Source organism: Arsukibacterium sp. UBA5043 (assembly GCA_002415085.1).
GTDB lineage: Bacteria > Pseudomonadota > Gammaproteobacteria > Enterobacterales > Alteromonadaceae > Alishewanella.
Genome location: DIBV01000006.1, coordinates 40,413 through 55,478 on the forward strand (window position 1 = coordinate 40,413; position 15,066 = coordinate 55,478).

16 protein-coding genes are annotated in these 15,066 nt (G+C 48.0%); 13 read left to right on the top strand and 3 right to left on the bottom strand.

What is annotated here, in order from left to right; translation table 11 throughout:
• Positions 1-80: 80 nt before the first annotated feature.
• A complete protein-coding gene (locus B2Q61_RS06745) occupies positions 81-1,433 on the bottom strand; it encodes a Do family serine endopeptidase (protein WP_290619401.1) in 1,353 nt (450 codons plus the stop codon).
• Positions 1,434-1,524: 91 nt separating this feature from the next.
• Complete coding sequence (locus tag B2Q61_RS06750) at positions 1,525-1,971, bottom strand: YhcB family protein (RefSeq protein WP_290619399.1); 447 nt, start codon at positions 1,969-1,971, stop codon at positions 1,525-1,527.
• 123 nt (positions 1,972-2,094) lie between these two features.
• Between B2Q61_RS06750 and zapE the strand changes: the two genes are divergently transcribed.
• The 8 genes from zapE (at position 2,095) to B2Q61_RS06790 (ending at position 8,253) form a co-directional block, all read left to right on the top strand.
• Positions 2,095-3,186: a cell division protein ZapE gene (zapE, locus tag B2Q61_RS06755; RefSeq protein WP_290619397.1), complete on the top strand. Its 1,092-nt coding sequence runs from the start codon at positions 2,095-2,097 to the stop codon at positions 3,184-3,186.
• A gap of 225 nt (positions 3,187-3,411) precedes the next feature.
• Entirely contained in the window at positions 3,412-3,840 is a 429-nt protein-coding gene (gene rplM / locus B2Q61_RS06760) for a 50S ribosomal protein L13 (RefSeq protein WP_019675269.1), read from the top strand.
• Between the two features lie 12 nt (positions 3,841-3,852).
• Positions 3,853-4,245 carry a 30S ribosomal protein S9 gene (rpsI, locus tag B2Q61_RS06765; protein ID WP_019675270.1) on the top strand — a complete coding sequence of 131 codons (393 nt, stop codon included), beginning with the start codon at positions 3,853-3,855 and terminating at the stop codon, positions 4,243-4,245.
• 271 nt (positions 4,246-4,516) lie between these two features.
• Complete coding sequence (petA, locus tag B2Q61_RS06770) at positions 4,517-5,107, top strand: ubiquinol-cytochrome c reductase iron-sulfur subunit (protein WP_290619394.1); 591 nt, start codon at positions 4,517-4,519, stop codon at positions 5,105-5,107.
• On the top strand, positions 5,107-6,381 hold the full coding sequence (locus B2Q61_RS06775; protein WP_414631467.1) for a cytochrome b: 1,275 nt from the start codon (positions 5,107-5,109) through the stop codon (positions 6,379-6,381). Before petA ends, B2Q61_RS06775 begins: the two co-directional genes overlap by 1 nt.
• Before the next feature lie 2 nt (positions 6,382-6,383).
• The gene (locus B2Q61_RS06780) at positions 6,384-7,118 is read left to right on the top strand and encodes a cytochrome c1 (protein WP_414631470.1); all 735 of its coding nucleotides are present in this window, start codon (positions 6,384-6,386) and stop codon (positions 7,116-7,118) included.
• 77 nt (positions 7,119-7,195) lie between these two features.
• Positions 7,196-7,834, top strand: coding sequence for a stringent starvation protein SspA (gene sspA / locus B2Q61_RS06785; protein WP_290619391.1), 639 nt, complete (start codon positions 7,196-7,198; stop codon positions 7,832-7,834).
• 8 nt (positions 7,835-7,842) lie between these two features.
• Positions 7,843-8,253, top strand: coding sequence for a ClpXP protease specificity-enhancing factor (locus tag B2Q61_RS06790; protein ID WP_290619389.1), 411 nt, complete (start codon positions 7,843-7,845; stop codon positions 8,251-8,253).
• A 34-nt stretch (positions 8,254-8,287) separates the two neighbouring features.
• Here the strand turns inward: B2Q61_RS06790 and ilvY are convergent, their stop codons facing one another.
• On the bottom strand, positions 8,288-9,172 hold the full coding sequence (ilvY, locus tag B2Q61_RS06795) for an HTH-type transcriptional activator IlvY (RefSeq protein ID WP_290619387.1): 885 nt from the start codon (positions 9,170-9,172) through the stop codon (positions 8,288-8,290).
• A 206-nt stretch (positions 9,173-9,378) separates the two neighbouring features.
• Between ilvY and ilvC the strand changes: the two genes are divergently transcribed.
• The 5 genes from ilvC to B2Q61_RS06820 all read left to right on the top strand — a co-directional run bounded on the left by ilvC (position 9,379) and on the right by B2Q61_RS06820 (position 15,065).
• Positions 9,379-10,857, top strand: a complete 1,479-nt coding sequence (gene ilvC, locus B2Q61_RS06800; protein WP_290619386.1) for a ketol-acid reductoisomerase — start codon at positions 9,379-9,381, stop codon at positions 10,855-10,857.
• Positions 10,858-11,027: 170 nt separating this feature from the next.
• The gene (locus B2Q61_RS06805; protein ID WP_290619384.1) at positions 11,028-11,462 is read left to right on the top strand and encodes a methylglyoxal synthase; all 435 of its coding nucleotides are present in this window, start codon (positions 11,028-11,030) and stop codon (positions 11,460-11,462) included.
• A 7-nt stretch (positions 11,463-11,469) separates the two neighbouring features.
• Positions 11,470-12,285 (top strand): TlpA family protein disulfide reductase, encoded by an 816-nt coding sequence (locus tag B2Q61_RS06810; RefSeq protein WP_290619382.1) that lies wholly within the window; start codon positions 11,470-11,472, stop codon positions 12,283-12,285.
• Positions 12,286-12,381: 96 nt separating this feature from the next.
• Positions 12,382-13,401, top strand: a complete 1,020-nt coding sequence (locus tag B2Q61_RS06815; protein ID WP_290619380.1) for a Fe(3+) ABC transporter substrate-binding protein — start codon at positions 12,382-12,384, stop codon at positions 13,399-13,401.
• A gap of 29 nt (positions 13,402-13,430) precedes the next feature.
• Complete coding sequence (locus tag B2Q61_RS06820) at positions 13,431-15,065, top strand: ABC transporter permease (protein WP_290619378.1); 1,635 nt, start codon at positions 13,431-13,433, stop codon at positions 15,063-15,065.
• The last annotated feature ends 1 nt before the right edge of the window (position 15,066 follow it).

Genomic DNA, 15,066 nt, shown 5'->3' on the forward strand with positions numbered 1-15,066 from the left:
AGCAAAAAGAATGTACAGCTAGCATAGCACTAATTATGCTTAAGCAGTAGCCACTTAGCTACTGCTTAAGCCAATTTGCCTTATCGCAGTAAGATATAAAGCTCGTCATTTCCACGGCGAATATACAACGCGGCAACACCCTGGCGGCCCTCAAGTATCTGGCGTAAATCGGCCAGATTGCGTACCCGCTGTCTGTTAACGCCGGTAATGATATCGCCCTGACGCAGGCCTATCTGCTCTGCCACCGAGCCATTGGCCAGTTCGGTAATTTCTACGCCCCGCTCACCATTATTAAGAATTGCCCCCTGTAACATCGGATGTAGTTGATTGGCGGCAAGCTGACCGCTTGCCAGTTCCTGCAGGGTTACGGTAACGCTGCGCTCTTTGCCATCACGCAAAATACCCAACTCAGCTTTACGATTTGCACCCAGAGTAGCAATTTTGGCTCGTAACTCATTAAAGCTTTGGATCCGGTTACCATTCATGCTGATGATAACATCGCCAGCTTTCAGTCCAGCTTTCGCTGCTGCGGTATCAGGCAGTACTTCGTTGACAAAAGCACCTTTACTAACGTCTAAGTTCAGCGCCTCTGTCAGTTCAGAATTGACATCATTTCCCCGCACTCCCAAACTGCCCCGGCGGATCTGGCCAAACTCAATAATCTGGTCAACCAGGTTTTTCATCATATTGGAAGGGATAGAGAAACCAATACCGACATTGCCACCATTGGGACCCAGAATTGCCGTATTAATACCAATCAGTTCGCCACGCAGGTTAACCAAAGCACCGCCGGAGTTCCCTCTGTTGATGGCGGCATCAGTCTGAATAAAGTCTTCGAAGCCATCCATATTTAAGCCACTACGCCCCAGTGAACTGACAATACCGGACGTGACGGTTTGCTCCAGCCCAAAAGGGTTACCAATAGCTATCGCGTAATCACCGACACGAAGCTTGTCTGAGTCGGCTAACGGAACTTGTACCAGGTTTTTGGCTTCAATTTGCAAAAGCGCAATATCACTTTGTGGATCTGCGCCCAGCTTTTTGGCCGTAAAACTACGACCATCTTTTAACTTTATTTGAATTTTATCAGCGTCTTGCACTACATGATTGTTAGTAACGATGTACCCTTTTTCTGCATCAATAATGACGCCCGAGCCCAAACCACTGAATGGCCGCTCCTGGGGTTGATTACCCTGACCTCGCTGCCCGAAAAATTCCCGGAACGCATCTGGGATCCGCTGGCGTACTTCGCGGCTGCCTTCGACTGAGATATGCACTACCGCCGGGGTAGCTTTATCCAGCATAGGTGCCAGAGAAGGCATCTCTTGTTTATCTGAATTAAAAAACGGTAAGGCCGCCTGCACCGAGCTGGCAGGTACGGCTAAAGTTGCTGCCAATACGGCAGCGTGTAGCACAGACAATTTCATTTTCATTGCGTAACAGTCTCCTTCACATACATGCGACTAAGAACGTTGTGGCATAGAAAAAGTTCAGCGTTTGTTTATTGCGTTATGTAACGAAGTATTACTCGGGCTTACTCACTTTGCGCTCTTTAATCAAACCGCTGGCTTCGCCAGAATAGTCGCGGGGTTGCTCGTCAACAGCTGAATAAACCCGACGTTTTTCATCAATCTGATGTAAAGTTTGTTTAATATGGTCGGCGGCATCGGTAGACAAGTAATTTAACTCAGAATTTTTACTGACTGGTGGTTGTTCAACCAGCTGCATCTTAGACTGTTGTACGTGGCGGGCAATGCGTGAATAATTGTCCTGTAACTGAGTCATAAGTTGATTAGTAACGTCCAGATGTTGTGAGACATCCTGACGGTACTGATTCAGTTGCTGGCGACTGGCATCAAGCTCCTGTTGCAGTTTATGACTGTTAAATTGCTTTAAACTGTATAATCTGGCCAGAATCGCACCCACTATTAAACCAACTGCCAGACCCGCCAGGGCGAACGTGAGATCCATATCAACTCCTAAATAGTAAATTCTGTCACCAGTGTACCTTAACTTCTTAGCTTGAGTGGTAAGGCATGTTATTATTATCGCCTGTTTTTCCAGCTAAACCAACTAAGTTTGCAGCAATTGCCCATGACACCAGCAGAAAAATATCAGCAAGACTTAACCCGGCCTGATTTTCATCATGATACGGCACAGGAATATGCGGTTAAGCAGTTACAACGGCTTTACGATGACTTTGTCCAGAAGCTGCCGCAATCACAGTCATGGTGGCAAAAATTAAGAACGGGTACCCCGCAGAAAAAGCCACTTACGGGCTTGTATTTCTGGGGTGGGGTTGGCCGGGGCAAAACTTATCTGGTCGATACATTTTATGAATGTTTGCCGACCAAACGAAAAATGAGAATTCATTTTCATCGCTTTATGCACCGGGTCCACGAAGATCTAAAATTGCTAAAGGGGGTAAAAAATCCGCTGGAGCAGGTTGCTGATAATTTCAGCAAGCAAACTGACATTATTTGTTTTGACGAGTTTTTTGTCTCAGACATTACTGATGCCATGATTTTAGGCACCTTGATGCAGGGCCTGTTTGCGCGCGGCATCACTCTGGTCGCAACCTCCAACATTGAACCGGATGGTTTATATCGCAATGGTTTGCAACGGGCGCGTTTTTTGCCTGCTATTGGTTTAATTAAACAACATTGCCAAATATTTAATGTAGATAGCGGTATTGATTACCGGCTGCGGACTTTGGAACAAGCTGAAATTTATCACCATCCATTAGATAAAGAGGCTGAACAGAATCTACAGCAATATTTTTTGGCATTGTCGGTAGAGCCTCGTCAGGCCGCATGCCAGATTGACGTTGCCAATCGAAAGTTAAGCGCGCTGGCAGAGGCGGATGGTATTGTCTGGTTCTCTTTTAACACCTTATGCGAGAGCGCCCGTAGCCAATACGATTATATGGAGTTAAGCAGATGTTATCACACCGTATTGTTGTCTGGGGTGAAACCAATGGGGCGCCAGAATGAAGATGTCAGCCGGCGTTTTATTGCCCTGGTAGACGAGTTTTATGAGCGCCAGGTAAAGCTGATAATGTCGGCAGAAGTTGCGCTGGAGCAGCTTTACACTGAGGGTTTACTTGAATTTGAGTTTAAGCGCTGCATTAGCCGGTTGCAGGAAATGCAGTCCCGGGACTATCTGGCGTCAGCTCATTTACCCTGACTAGCCCGGCTACTTACAACGAACTACAACAATTATGATATTTTTTCATCAACAGGGCTGATCTTTGTAATTGTTTAATATATAATCCGCGCCCGGCCTACGTTACAGCCTCATACTGCCGTTAGCCCGGTAGTTTTTGTACTCGAAGGGGTGCGATTACGACATTGTTAGCAACAGCCCTGCGCAATGTTAGGTGTAACTTAAGTTTATTTGGAATAGGTTTAGATGAAAACTTTTACTGCAAAGCCAGAAAGCGTAGAACGCGACTGGTACGTTGTTGATGCAAACGGTAAAACACTGGGTCGTATCGCAACAGAAATCGCTGCTCGTTTACGTGGCAAGCATAAGCCAGAGTATACTCCTCATGTTGACACCGGTGATTACATCATCGTTATCAACGCTGAGAAAGTAACTGTTACTGGTAACAAAGCGAAAAACAAAATGTATTACTCGCATACTGGTTTCCCAGGCGGTATCAAGGAAATCAGCTTCGAGAAGCTGATCGCGAAAAAACCTGAAATGGTTCTGGAAACTGCCATCAAAGGTATGTTGCCCAAAGGCCCATTAGGCCGCGCTATGTTCCGTAAGTTAAAAGTTTACGCTGGCGCAGAGCATCAACACACTGCTCAGCAACCGCAAATTTTAGATATTTAATCGGAGCATAACATGGCACAGAATCAATATTACGGAACTGGTCGTCGTAAAAGCTCAACGGCCCGCGTCTTCTTAAAAGCTGGATCAGGTAACATTGTTATCAACCAGCGCGCTCTGACCGAGTACTTCGGCCGTGAAACTGCCTGTATGGTAGTAAAGCAGCCGTTAGAACTGGTTGATATGGTTGAAAAGTTCGACCTGTACATCACTGTCAAAGGTGGTGGTATCAGCGGTCAGGCCGGTGCTATCCGTCACGGTATCACCCGTGCACTGATGGAATTTGACGAGTCACTGCGTCCGGCGCTGCGTAAAGCTGGCTTCGTTACGCGTGATGCTCGTAAAGTTGAACGTAAGAAGGTCGGTCTGCGTAAAGCACGTAAACGTCCACAGTACTCAAAGCGTTAATTCGCTTCTGGTACCAAAAACCCGGCTTATTGTGCCGGGTTTTTTATTTTAATCAATTTCAAATATACCATGGCTGTAAGCCCTGAACTGTAACGCTTTGTTGCTGTTTATGCCTCATAACTGCTGATATATTAGCTATTCATCCCACCTTAAACCTTGTGTAAAGCAGGGCTTTTCATTATGATCGGCGTTATTTTTTAAACTTATAATAATTGCTGGAATTCAGCCGCTTAAATTTTTTTATGTTAAGCGTTAACGTGGAGATGAGTGGATGAGCAATGCGCCTGTAGATCATGGTCGCCGCCGCTTCCTTACCATTGCTACCTCAGTAGTGGGAGGCGTGGGTGCTGTTGGAGTGGCTGTGCCCTTTATTGCATCCTGGAATCCGAGTGAGCGGGCTAAGCAAGCCGGTGCTGCAGTAACTGCAGACATAAGCAAACTCGAACCAGGGCAGTTAATCCGGGTAGAGTGGCGGGGAAAGCCGGTTTGGATAGTAAAACGCACCGAGGAAACACTCGGGCAGTTAGAGCAAACCGAAAGCAAACTGCGTGACCCATCATCCGATGTTCCGCAACAGCCTGCTTATGCCCAGAATCGACATCGTTCAATCAGACCAGAAATTTTTGTCGCTGTCGGAATTTGTACTCACCTGGGTTGTTCACCTTCTTATTTGCCAAATGATTTTGCGGCTCAGGTTGAAGGCATCCGGGCTGGCTTCTTTTGCCCATGTCACGGTTCCAAGTTTGATATGGCGGGCCGGGTATTTCAGGGCGTGCCTGCTCCAACCAATTTAGTGGTACCGCCACATATGTTTATCGATGATAACACCATTGTGGTTGGTGAAGATGAGGGGGCTGTCTGATGTTTAAAAACCTGATGAGCTGGATTGAGTACCGCTTACCCTTTATGGATAAGATGAACCTGCATGTGATGCAGTATCCGGCACCAAAGAATTTTAACTTCTGGTATTTTTTTGGCTCACTGGCCATGCTGGTGCTGGTTAACCAGATTGTTACCGGTATCTGGTTAACGATGAATTATGAACCCTCAGCAGAAGGTGCGTTTGCATCGGTTGAATACATCATGCGTGATGTTGATTATGGCTGGTTGTTACGTTACATGCACTCTACCGGTGCCTCGGCCTTTTTTGTCGTAGTCTATTTACATATGCTGCGCGGCATGATGTACGGCTCTTATCAGAAACCACGTGAACTACTGTGGATTTTTGGCATGTTGATCTTCCTGGTGCTGATGGCTGAAGCCTTTATGGGCTACTTGCTGCCTTGGGGCCAAATGTCGTTCTGGGGCGCTCAGGTTATCATCGGAATATTTGGTACGATACCGTTTATTGGTGAAGACTTAACGCTGTGGATCCGGGGTGACTATGTTATATCCGGTGCAACCCTGAACCGCTTCTTCGCCTTGCATGTTATTGCCTTGCCATTGGTACTGGTAATTCTGGTGTTCCTGCATATCATGGCGTTGCATGAAGTGGGTTCTAATAACCCGGACGGTATCGACATTAAGAAAGATAATGACGGGTCGGTTGAACAAACTGAAGCGGATAAAAAGTTTACTTTCCATCAGTATTTTACCCGCGGTGGTAAAAAAATCATTGTGGATGCGATCCCATTCCATCCTTATTACACGGTAAAAGATTTAGTCGGTGTGGCAGGTTTTCTGTTAATTTTTGCCTGGGTAATTTTCTTTCTGCCCGAGGGCGGCGGCTATTTCCTTGAGCCACCAAACTTCGAACCGGCAAACCCGTTGAAAACCCCTGATCATATCGCGCCAGTATGGTACTTCACACCATTCTACGCCATTTTACGGGCGATACCGCATCCGTTCATGGGTGCTGTGGCTATGTTCGCTGCCATTGTAGCTCTGGCGTTGTTGCCGTGGCTGGACCGAGGCAAGGTGCGTTCAGTACGCTATCGTAGTGGTTTGCACAAAGTTAACCTGATTAATTTCTGTATCAGCTTTGTGGCATTGGGTGTGTTGGGTGTATTGCCGGCAGAAGGTGTCTATACCCTAATGGCTCAGATATTCTCGTTTACATATTTTGGATTCTTTGTGCTGTTGTTTTTCTACAGTAAGAATGAAAACACCAAGCCGTTACCAGTGAGGGTTACCTAATGATGAAAACGTTATTGTCTGCTGTTGCATTATTAGCTTCTTCACTGGCCATCGCAGCGGGCCCAACAGTACAATTGGATAAAGCGCCGATCGATCTAACCGATAAGGCATCACTGCAAAATGGTGCCCGCTTGTTCCAGAATTATTGTCTGGGCTGTCATCAGATGCAATATCAGCGTTATTCTCGTACCTTTGCCGATCTGGATATTCCGGAGGAGCTGGGTATGGAGCACCTGATGTTTACCGGTGAAAAAGTCGGCGATCATATTACCAACAACATGTCGGCAAAAGACGGTGAAAAGTGGTTTGGTGCCACCCCGCCTGATTTAACCAACGTTGCCCGGGTACGAGGTCCTGATTGGCTTTATACTTATCTGCGCGCTTTCTATGCGGATGATAGCCGGCCATTTGGCGTAAACAATGAAGTGTTTCCGTTGGTTGGTATGCCGCATGTGCTGCAGGAATTGCAAGGCCTGCCAAGCAAAACTTATGAAACCCGGTTAGTTGATGGTGAACCTAAACAGGTTTACGTCGGCATTAAAACCGATGGCAGTGGCGAGTTAAGCGAAGAAGAATATGATCGTGCCGTTGCAGATCTGGTAAACTACCTGGAATACGTAGGCGAGCCAACCAAACTGGAAGCGCATGCTTTGGGTTACAAAGTGATGATCTTTTTGTTGATTTTCCTTGTGCTGGCTTATTTACTGAAGAAAGAATACTGGAAAGATGTTCACTAATTAGTTGATTTAACTAGTATTGAGATACCAGGGGCCTTAGCGCCCCTTTGCCGTTTTTTATTTTACCGGAGGAATAAATGGCGATCATTGCCAATAAACGCCCTGTGATGACTTTATTCACAGCCATTGATGATATGTACAGCCACCAGGTGCGTATTGTACTGGCCGAGAAAGGCGTAACTGTTGATATCCTTCAGGTAGCTCAGGACAACCTGCCAGAAGATCTGTACGAAGTGAACCCTTATGGCAGCTTACCGACATTACTTGACCGTGAACTGGCTCTGTATCAGGCCGACATCATTATGGAATACCTGGATGAGCGTTTCCCGCATCCACCGCTAATGCCGGTTTATCCGGTAGCGCGTGGTCAGGCCCGGTTAATGATGTATCGGATTAAAAACGATTGGTACAGTCTGGCAGAAAAAGTGCTAACCAATGCTGACGACGCTGACAATGCCCGTCAGGAACTAAAAGAAGGCCTGTTGTCACTGGCACCACTGTTCAACGAAACCCCGTTTTTTATGAGTGAAGAATTCGGTCTGGTTGATTGTTATATGGCAGCGTTAATGTGGCGTTTACCCACTCTGGGTATCGAATTCCAGGGGCCGGGTAGCAAGGAGCTGAAAAATTATATGGCACGTGTTTTTGAACGTGATGCATTTCAGGCATCATTAACTGAAGCCGAGCGGGAAATACGGCGCGGGATGCGTTTATAATGGCGGCAATGTCACCAAACCGCCCGTATTTAGTGCGGGCGTTTTACGAATGGATAGTTGATAACGACTGTACGCCGTATTTGGTGGTAGATGCCAGCTATCCGCAGGTAAAAGTACCACAGCAGTTTGTGCAGAACGGTCAGATCGTGCTTAACGTGTTGCCTTCAGCCGTTGGAAATATGCAACTTGGTAATGATGCAATTACCTTTAGTGCCCGCTTCGGCGGTCAGCCATTTGCGTTGCATATTCCGGTAAAAGCGGTGTTGGCCATTTATGCAAAAGAAAATGGTGCCGGTACAGTGTTCACCCTTGAAGAGGAAGAGGACGATGCAGAGTTATTTGCTGAGCCCTTTGATGATGATGACACGCCAGAGCCACCTAAGCCGAAAAAAGGCAGCCATCTGAAGGTTGTTAAGTAACTCAGTTCTGCAAATAAAGCTGCCACTGGCAGCTTTATTTTTTTGCAGCTGCCAGTTGCCAGAATGCCTGCAACAAAGGTTGCTCTAATTTTTTGCCCAGCATACATACACCCAGCTCAAACGGCTGAAACGGGTAGCTGATATCCAGAATTCGTACCCTGTCACGTACCGGGCTATGGTTAATAACCGGCTCAGGCACCACAGCGACACCGCTACCCAGCGCTACCATAGAAACCATCGCCTCGTGGCCATCTACTTTTACCGCAACCTCAGGCCTGATGTTACAGTCAGCCAGCCATTTGTCGGAACGGGAGCGGGCCGGGCCATGGTCTGATTGCACCAGCGGTATATCATTCCAGTTAATTGGGGCCGCAGAAAGTAAATCATTTACTTTGCAGGGGATCACCGGCGCAATCAGCCAGACCGGCAGCTGGGCAATGCGCTGAAAAATCATATTAGCGGGTAAGTGAGCCGGATATGCCGCCAGGGCAATATCGACGTCTCCTGCTTTAATTTTTTCAAATGCCATGGCCGCATCGCCGGTCGTTAATTTAATTTCAGCCTTGGGGCATTGCAGCCGGAATTTATCCAGAATAGCCGGCAGGTGACTGTAGCTGGCCGTTACCGTACAGAACAAGCGAATTTCGCCGGTCAGTTCAGCACTGGCCAGTTGTAAATCAAGTTGTAGTTGGTGCCATTCATCCAGCCAGAGCCGGACAAACTGTTGCACTCTGACACCTTCTTTTGTCAGTAGCACTGATCGTTTATCACGATTAAACAACAAGGTCCCCAGCTCTTCTTCCAGTCGCTGGATCACCCGGGTCAGGGTAGAGGGGCTGACAAACATCTGCTCGCTGGTTTTAGCAAAGTTTAAACTGGAGGCTAAGTGCAGGAATAACTGGGCACTGCGAATATCCATGGCTTACCTTAATTGCATAAAGTGAAATACTGAGTTGTAAATATATCACTTCACGCAATAGATTGCTGTGGCTATTATGAGTTCATTAACGCAGTCTGCCGGCCCATCGACGTAATCTGTTTGTCATGGCGCCCCGCTAACATGTGGTTGCAGAGCTGTGTAAGGTAAGCCTGGCTTATCCGCTAAACTGAATTCTGAGAAATTGTATGAGTAATTATTTTAATACCTTAAGTTTGCGCCAGCAGTTACAGCAGCTGGGCCAGTGTCGCTTTATGGATAAAAGTGAGTTCAGCGATGGCTGCAGCTTTATTAATGACTGGAATATTGTAATCGTCGGTTGCGGCGCTCAGGGCTTAAACCAGGGCCTGAATATGCGCGACTCTGGCTTAAACATCAGCTATGCCCTACGCGACGAAGCGATAAGCGAAAAGCGCGCTTCTTTTGTTAAAGCCAGCAGCAATGGTTTTACCGTTGGTACTTATCAGCAATTGATTCCGCAGGCTGATTTAGTATTAAACCTGACGCCGGATAAGCAACACAGCAGCGTAGTTGATGCGGTAATGCCGCTGATGAAACAAGGCGCGACCTTAGCTTACTCGCATGGTTTTAATATTGTTGAAGAAGGTAAGCAAATCCGGCCGGATATCACGGTAGTGATGGTAGCACCAAAGTGCCCGGGTACTGAGGTACGGGAAGAGTATAAACGCGGCTTTGGGGTGCCAACCCTGATTGCGGTGCATCCGGAAAATGATCCTAAAGGCCAGGGTTTAGCGGTAGCGAAAGCTTATGCATCGGCGACGGGCGGCGACCGGGCAGGGGTGTTGCAATCCTCTTTTATTGCCGAAGTTAAATCAGATTTAATGGGCGAGCAAACCATTCTTTGTGGAATGTTGCAAACCGGTGCCATTCTGGCGTTTGATAAACTGGTAGCAGACGGGACAGAAGCCGGTTATGCCGCTAAGTTAATTCAGTATGGCTGGGAAACAGTAACTGAAGCCCTGAAGCATGGTGGTATTACCAATATGATGGACCGGCTGAGTAATCCGGCCAAGATAAAAGCTTATGATTTAGCGGAAGAGTTAAAACAAACCCTGCGGCCATTATTTGAAAAGCATATGGACGATATCATCAGTGGTGAGTTCTCCCGCACCATGATGGACGATTGGGCTAATGATGACAAAAACCTGCTGACCTGGCGTGAGCAGACCCGTGACAGCGGCTTTGAACAAGCGCCGGTATCAGATGAAAAAATTGCCGAGCAGGAATATTTTGACCGCGCAATCTTGTTAGTTGCCATGGTAAAAGCCGGGGTAGAGCTGGCGTTTGAAACCATGGTTGACGCCGGTATTATTGCTGAGTCGGCTTATTATGAGTCGCTGCATGAAACACCCTTAATTGCCAATACCATCGCCCGTAAGCGGTTATATGAAATGAATGTGGTAATTTCCGACACAGCAGAGTACGGCAACTACCTGTTCGCCCATGCGGCGGTGCCGCTGTTGCGTGACAAGGTAAATAGTTTAAGCACCGAATATATTGGTAAAGGCTTAAATCAGAGCCAGACCGGCGTCGATAACCTGCAGCTGATTGCAGTAAATGATGCTATTCGTCAGCACCCGGTAGAAGTGGTCGGTAAAAAATTACGTGGTTATATGACCGCGATGAAACGAATTGTTGAAGCGTAATTAAGCGCTCAGAAAGAATGATGTGGTTGATGGTGGTTAACCCGAAAGCAGTGCTTCAGTTAACGCCAGACCAATAACGATGTTATACGTGGACCTTGGTTGTTTTGCCCCGCTTGTCGGGGCTTTTTTTTGAGTGTATGGTCAGTAAAATTCTAAATGCAGGACACACCATGAAAAATATTGCCCTGGTGGCGCACGATGGTAAAAAGGCTACTTTGTTAGAGTGGATTGGTCAGCATAAAGCATTTTTTGCCGACAAAAACTTAATTGCCACGGGTACCACTGGTAAACTGATAAGCGATGCACTTGAGCAACCGGTACAGTGCATGGCGAGTGGCCCGATTGGTGGCGATCAACAAATCGGCGCGTTAATTGCGGAGCAAAAAATAGACTGGCTGATATTTTTCTGGGACCCGTTGTCTTCCCAGCCGCATGACCCTGATGTTAAAGCGCTGATCCGCTTAGCCGTGGTCTGGAATATTCCGGTAGCCTGCAATCGTGCCACTGCCGATTTTATTATTCACTCCAGCTTGTACCAGCAGGATTATCAGCGTGAAATCCCGGATTTCTCAAAGCATAACCAACGTATGAATCAACTGGAATAAGAATCTGGTGCTAACTTCAGTAAATCTTGGCCCACTGGCGTTACCATTGCCACCATTACTGTTATTAATCAGTGTATTGCTGGGGCTGCTGGTGGCGGCGTTGGTGGGCAGAAAATATAAAGTATCGGTTACTGATCCATTGTTAACTATTTTTCTTGGCAGTTTTTTGCTTGGACGATTGGCTTTTGTGGCCCGATTTGCCGACAGTTACGACACGGTATGGCAGATGCTGGATATCCGGGATAGGGGTTTTGATGTCGCAGCTACGCTAGTAGGTGCAGTAACCATTTTACTCTGGCTATTATGGCACCGCCGCCAGCAGCGTCAGGCTTTGCTGGCCGGGGTATTGACAGTGACCATGCTATTCGGAGCTTTCAGTTCGGTTATTTATGTCGGGCGTCAGCAAGCTGTATTGCCTGAGCTAACATTGCAGCAGTTAAACGGCGATAGTGTTAATTTAGCAGATCTGGGGCGTGGCCAGCTGACCGTGGTCAATTTATGGGCCAGCTGGTGCCCGCCTTGCCGGCGGGAAATGCCGGTACTACAACAGGCTGAGCAACTGTATTCTGAGGTACGTTTTGTATTGCTTAATCAGCGCGAGCATCCACAAACCGTGCAACAATATTTAAACCAGGCTGGCCTAACATTTAACCACTTATTGCTGGACAGGCAAGGACAATTTGCCAGCCAGTTGGGTGCACATGGTTTACCGGTAACCTTGTATTTTGGTGCCGATGGCCAGTTGCTCCATTCGCATATGGGCGAATTATCAGCGGCCAGCCTGGCGCACAGCCTGCAGCAGTTCGGTGTATCGGCCGAGTAATTTTTTAAAATTTAGATCGCAAACTTATTGAGAATAATTCGCGTTTATGGTTATATGACAGCTCAGAACGTTAACCTGAAGCTGGAGTTGTTCCCTATGCGTAGTAAACCGACATTTTTGATTGTTTCTGCACTTGCCAGCGCCTTATTCAGCGCCGCCTCGGCAATTGCCAGCGAAGTAAATATTTATTCGGCCCGTCAGGAAGAGTTAATTAAACCGTTACTGGATGACTTTACTAAAGACACTGGCATCAAAGTCAATCTGATCACCGGTAAACCGGATGAATTAATTAGCCGCTTGGCCAGTGAAGGACGAAACAGCCCGGCAGACGTATTAATCAGCACCGATGTTGGCCGTTTATATCGCGCAAAAACTCAGGGCGTATTACAAAGCATCGAGTCTGACACGCTGAACACTGCTATCCCTGAGGAACTGCGTGACCCTGCTGGCCAATGGTACGGTTTAACCATGCGTGCCCGGCCTATTATGTATGTGCCGGGAAAAGTGAATCCTGAAGAGTTATCAACCTATGCAGATTTGGCCAGCCCCAAATGGCGTGGCCGCATTTGTATTCGTTCATCAGATAATATTTATAACCAGTCTATGGTGGCGGGTTTGATTGCCCATGAAGGTGCGGCAGCCGCAGAGCAATGGGTAGAAGGTTTGGTAGCAAACTTTGCCCGGCCGCCACGTGGTGGTGATCGGGACCAAATTAGTGCAGCCGCCAGCGGCGTTTGTGATATTGCTATCGCCAATACCTATTATTTAGGTGGCATGCTGGCTGACTCAGAGCAACGCGCGACAGCGGAAAAAGTAAAAGTTTTCTGGCCTGATCAGGCTGGCACTGGTGCACACGTTAATATTTCTGGTGCCGGCGTTGCTGCCCATGCGCCTAATAAAGCCAATGCGGTGCGGTTACTGGAGTATATGGTAACGGAGCAGGCCCAGCAGTGGTATGCCCAGCAAAACCATGAATACCCGGTGGTGAAGGGCGTGCAAGCCAGCGAATTGCTGCAAAGCTTTGGCCAATTCAACGCGGACGAGCTAAATCTGGATAAGTTAGGTGAGCTAAATGCCGAAGCCATTCGGGTAATGGACCGCGCTGGCTGGCGTTAACCGTCAGTCAGGATCAGCAACGGGGAAGTATGCTGCCATTCAAAGTGGATATCTGGCGTTGGTCAGTATTAGTACCGGCATTGCTGTTAGCAATGCCGGTTTTGGTCGTTTTTGGCAGTGTGCTCACTCCTGATATTGGGGTTTGGAGGCATTTGCGCCAGACCGTGCTGGCAGACTACATTGTTAACTCATTATCGCTGGCAGTGGGCACCGGCCTGGGTACATTAGCCATTGGTACCAGTACCGCCTGGCTGGTTAGTCAGTACCAGTTTGTTGGCCGGCGCGTGCTGCAGTGGTTGTTATTACTACCGCTGGCGATGCCAGCCTATATTATTGCCTATACCTATACCGGCATGCTTGATTTTGCCGGACCATTACAAAGTGGCCTGCGAGAATATTTTGGCTGGGCTTATGGCGATTACTGGTTCCCGGAAATTCGTTCACTTAGCGGTGCCATTCTGATGTTATCGCTGGTGCTGTATCCCTATGTCTATATGTTAGCCCGTAGTGCGTTTAGAGAGCAATCAAACAGCATGCTGGAGGCTAGCCGCACCCTGGGTTTCAGCCCACGTCAGCACTTCTGGAAAGTGGCTTTGCCACTGGCCCGCCCAGCGCTGCTTACCGGGGTCGCGTTGGCGATGATGGAGGCGTTTGCCGACTACGGTACTGTACAGTATTTCGGTATCGCTACGTTTACGACAGGGATTTTCCGTACCTGGTTCGGCATGGGTAGCCAGGAAGGTGCTGCTCAGCTTGCGGCGTTACTCAGCAGCTTTGTCCTGGTGTTGCTAGTGCTTGAGCAATGGTCAAGGCGTAAGATTCGCTATTTTTTTCAAGGCCAGCGTCAGCAAATCAGCACATTGCGGATATTAACCCCTGGTCGCCAATTGCTGGTTGCATTAATTTGTGCGTTGCCGGTTTTTTTAGGGTTTGTTATTCCTGCTTTTCAGCTTGCCAGCTGGGCGTTACCTAATTGGTTAACGCTGTTAACCGCAGATTTTGGCCGGCTAATCTGGAATAGTTTCAGCCTGGCGGCACTGGCAGCGGTGTTATCCGTTATGCTGGCGTTGTTGTTTGGTTATGCCAGCCGGCTGCGGCGTGATCCGCTGGTCAGATTGCCGGTACGCCTGGCTGCGCTCGGTTATGCAATACCGGGCACTGTTATTGCCATTGGTGTAATGATTCCGCTGGCCTGGGCAGATCGGAATATTGATTTACTGGCCGAGCAATGGTTTGGGGTTCGGACGGGTCTGTTGTTCTCTGGCACCTTATTTGCGTTATTGCTGGCTTACAGTGTGCGCTTTCTGGCGGTGTCACTGCATAGTGTTGAGGCGGGCCTTGAGCGGATTAAACCCAGCATGGACAATGCGGCACGCTCTCTGGGAGCCAGCCCGCTGCAGGTGCTACGGCGGGTCCATGTGCCATTGCTGCGCGGCAGTGTGTTAACTGCACTCATGCTGGTATTTGTTGATGTATTAAAAGAGCTGCCAGCCACCCTGATTTTACGACCCTTTAATTTTAATACCCTGGCCGTGCGAACGTATGAGCTGGCGTCAGACGAGCGATTGGCCGATGCCGCTTTACCCGCGCTGGCCATTGTTTGCGTCAGTATTATTCCGGTTATATTGTTGTCACGGACGCTTGATAGCAGTAGAGGATCTTAAG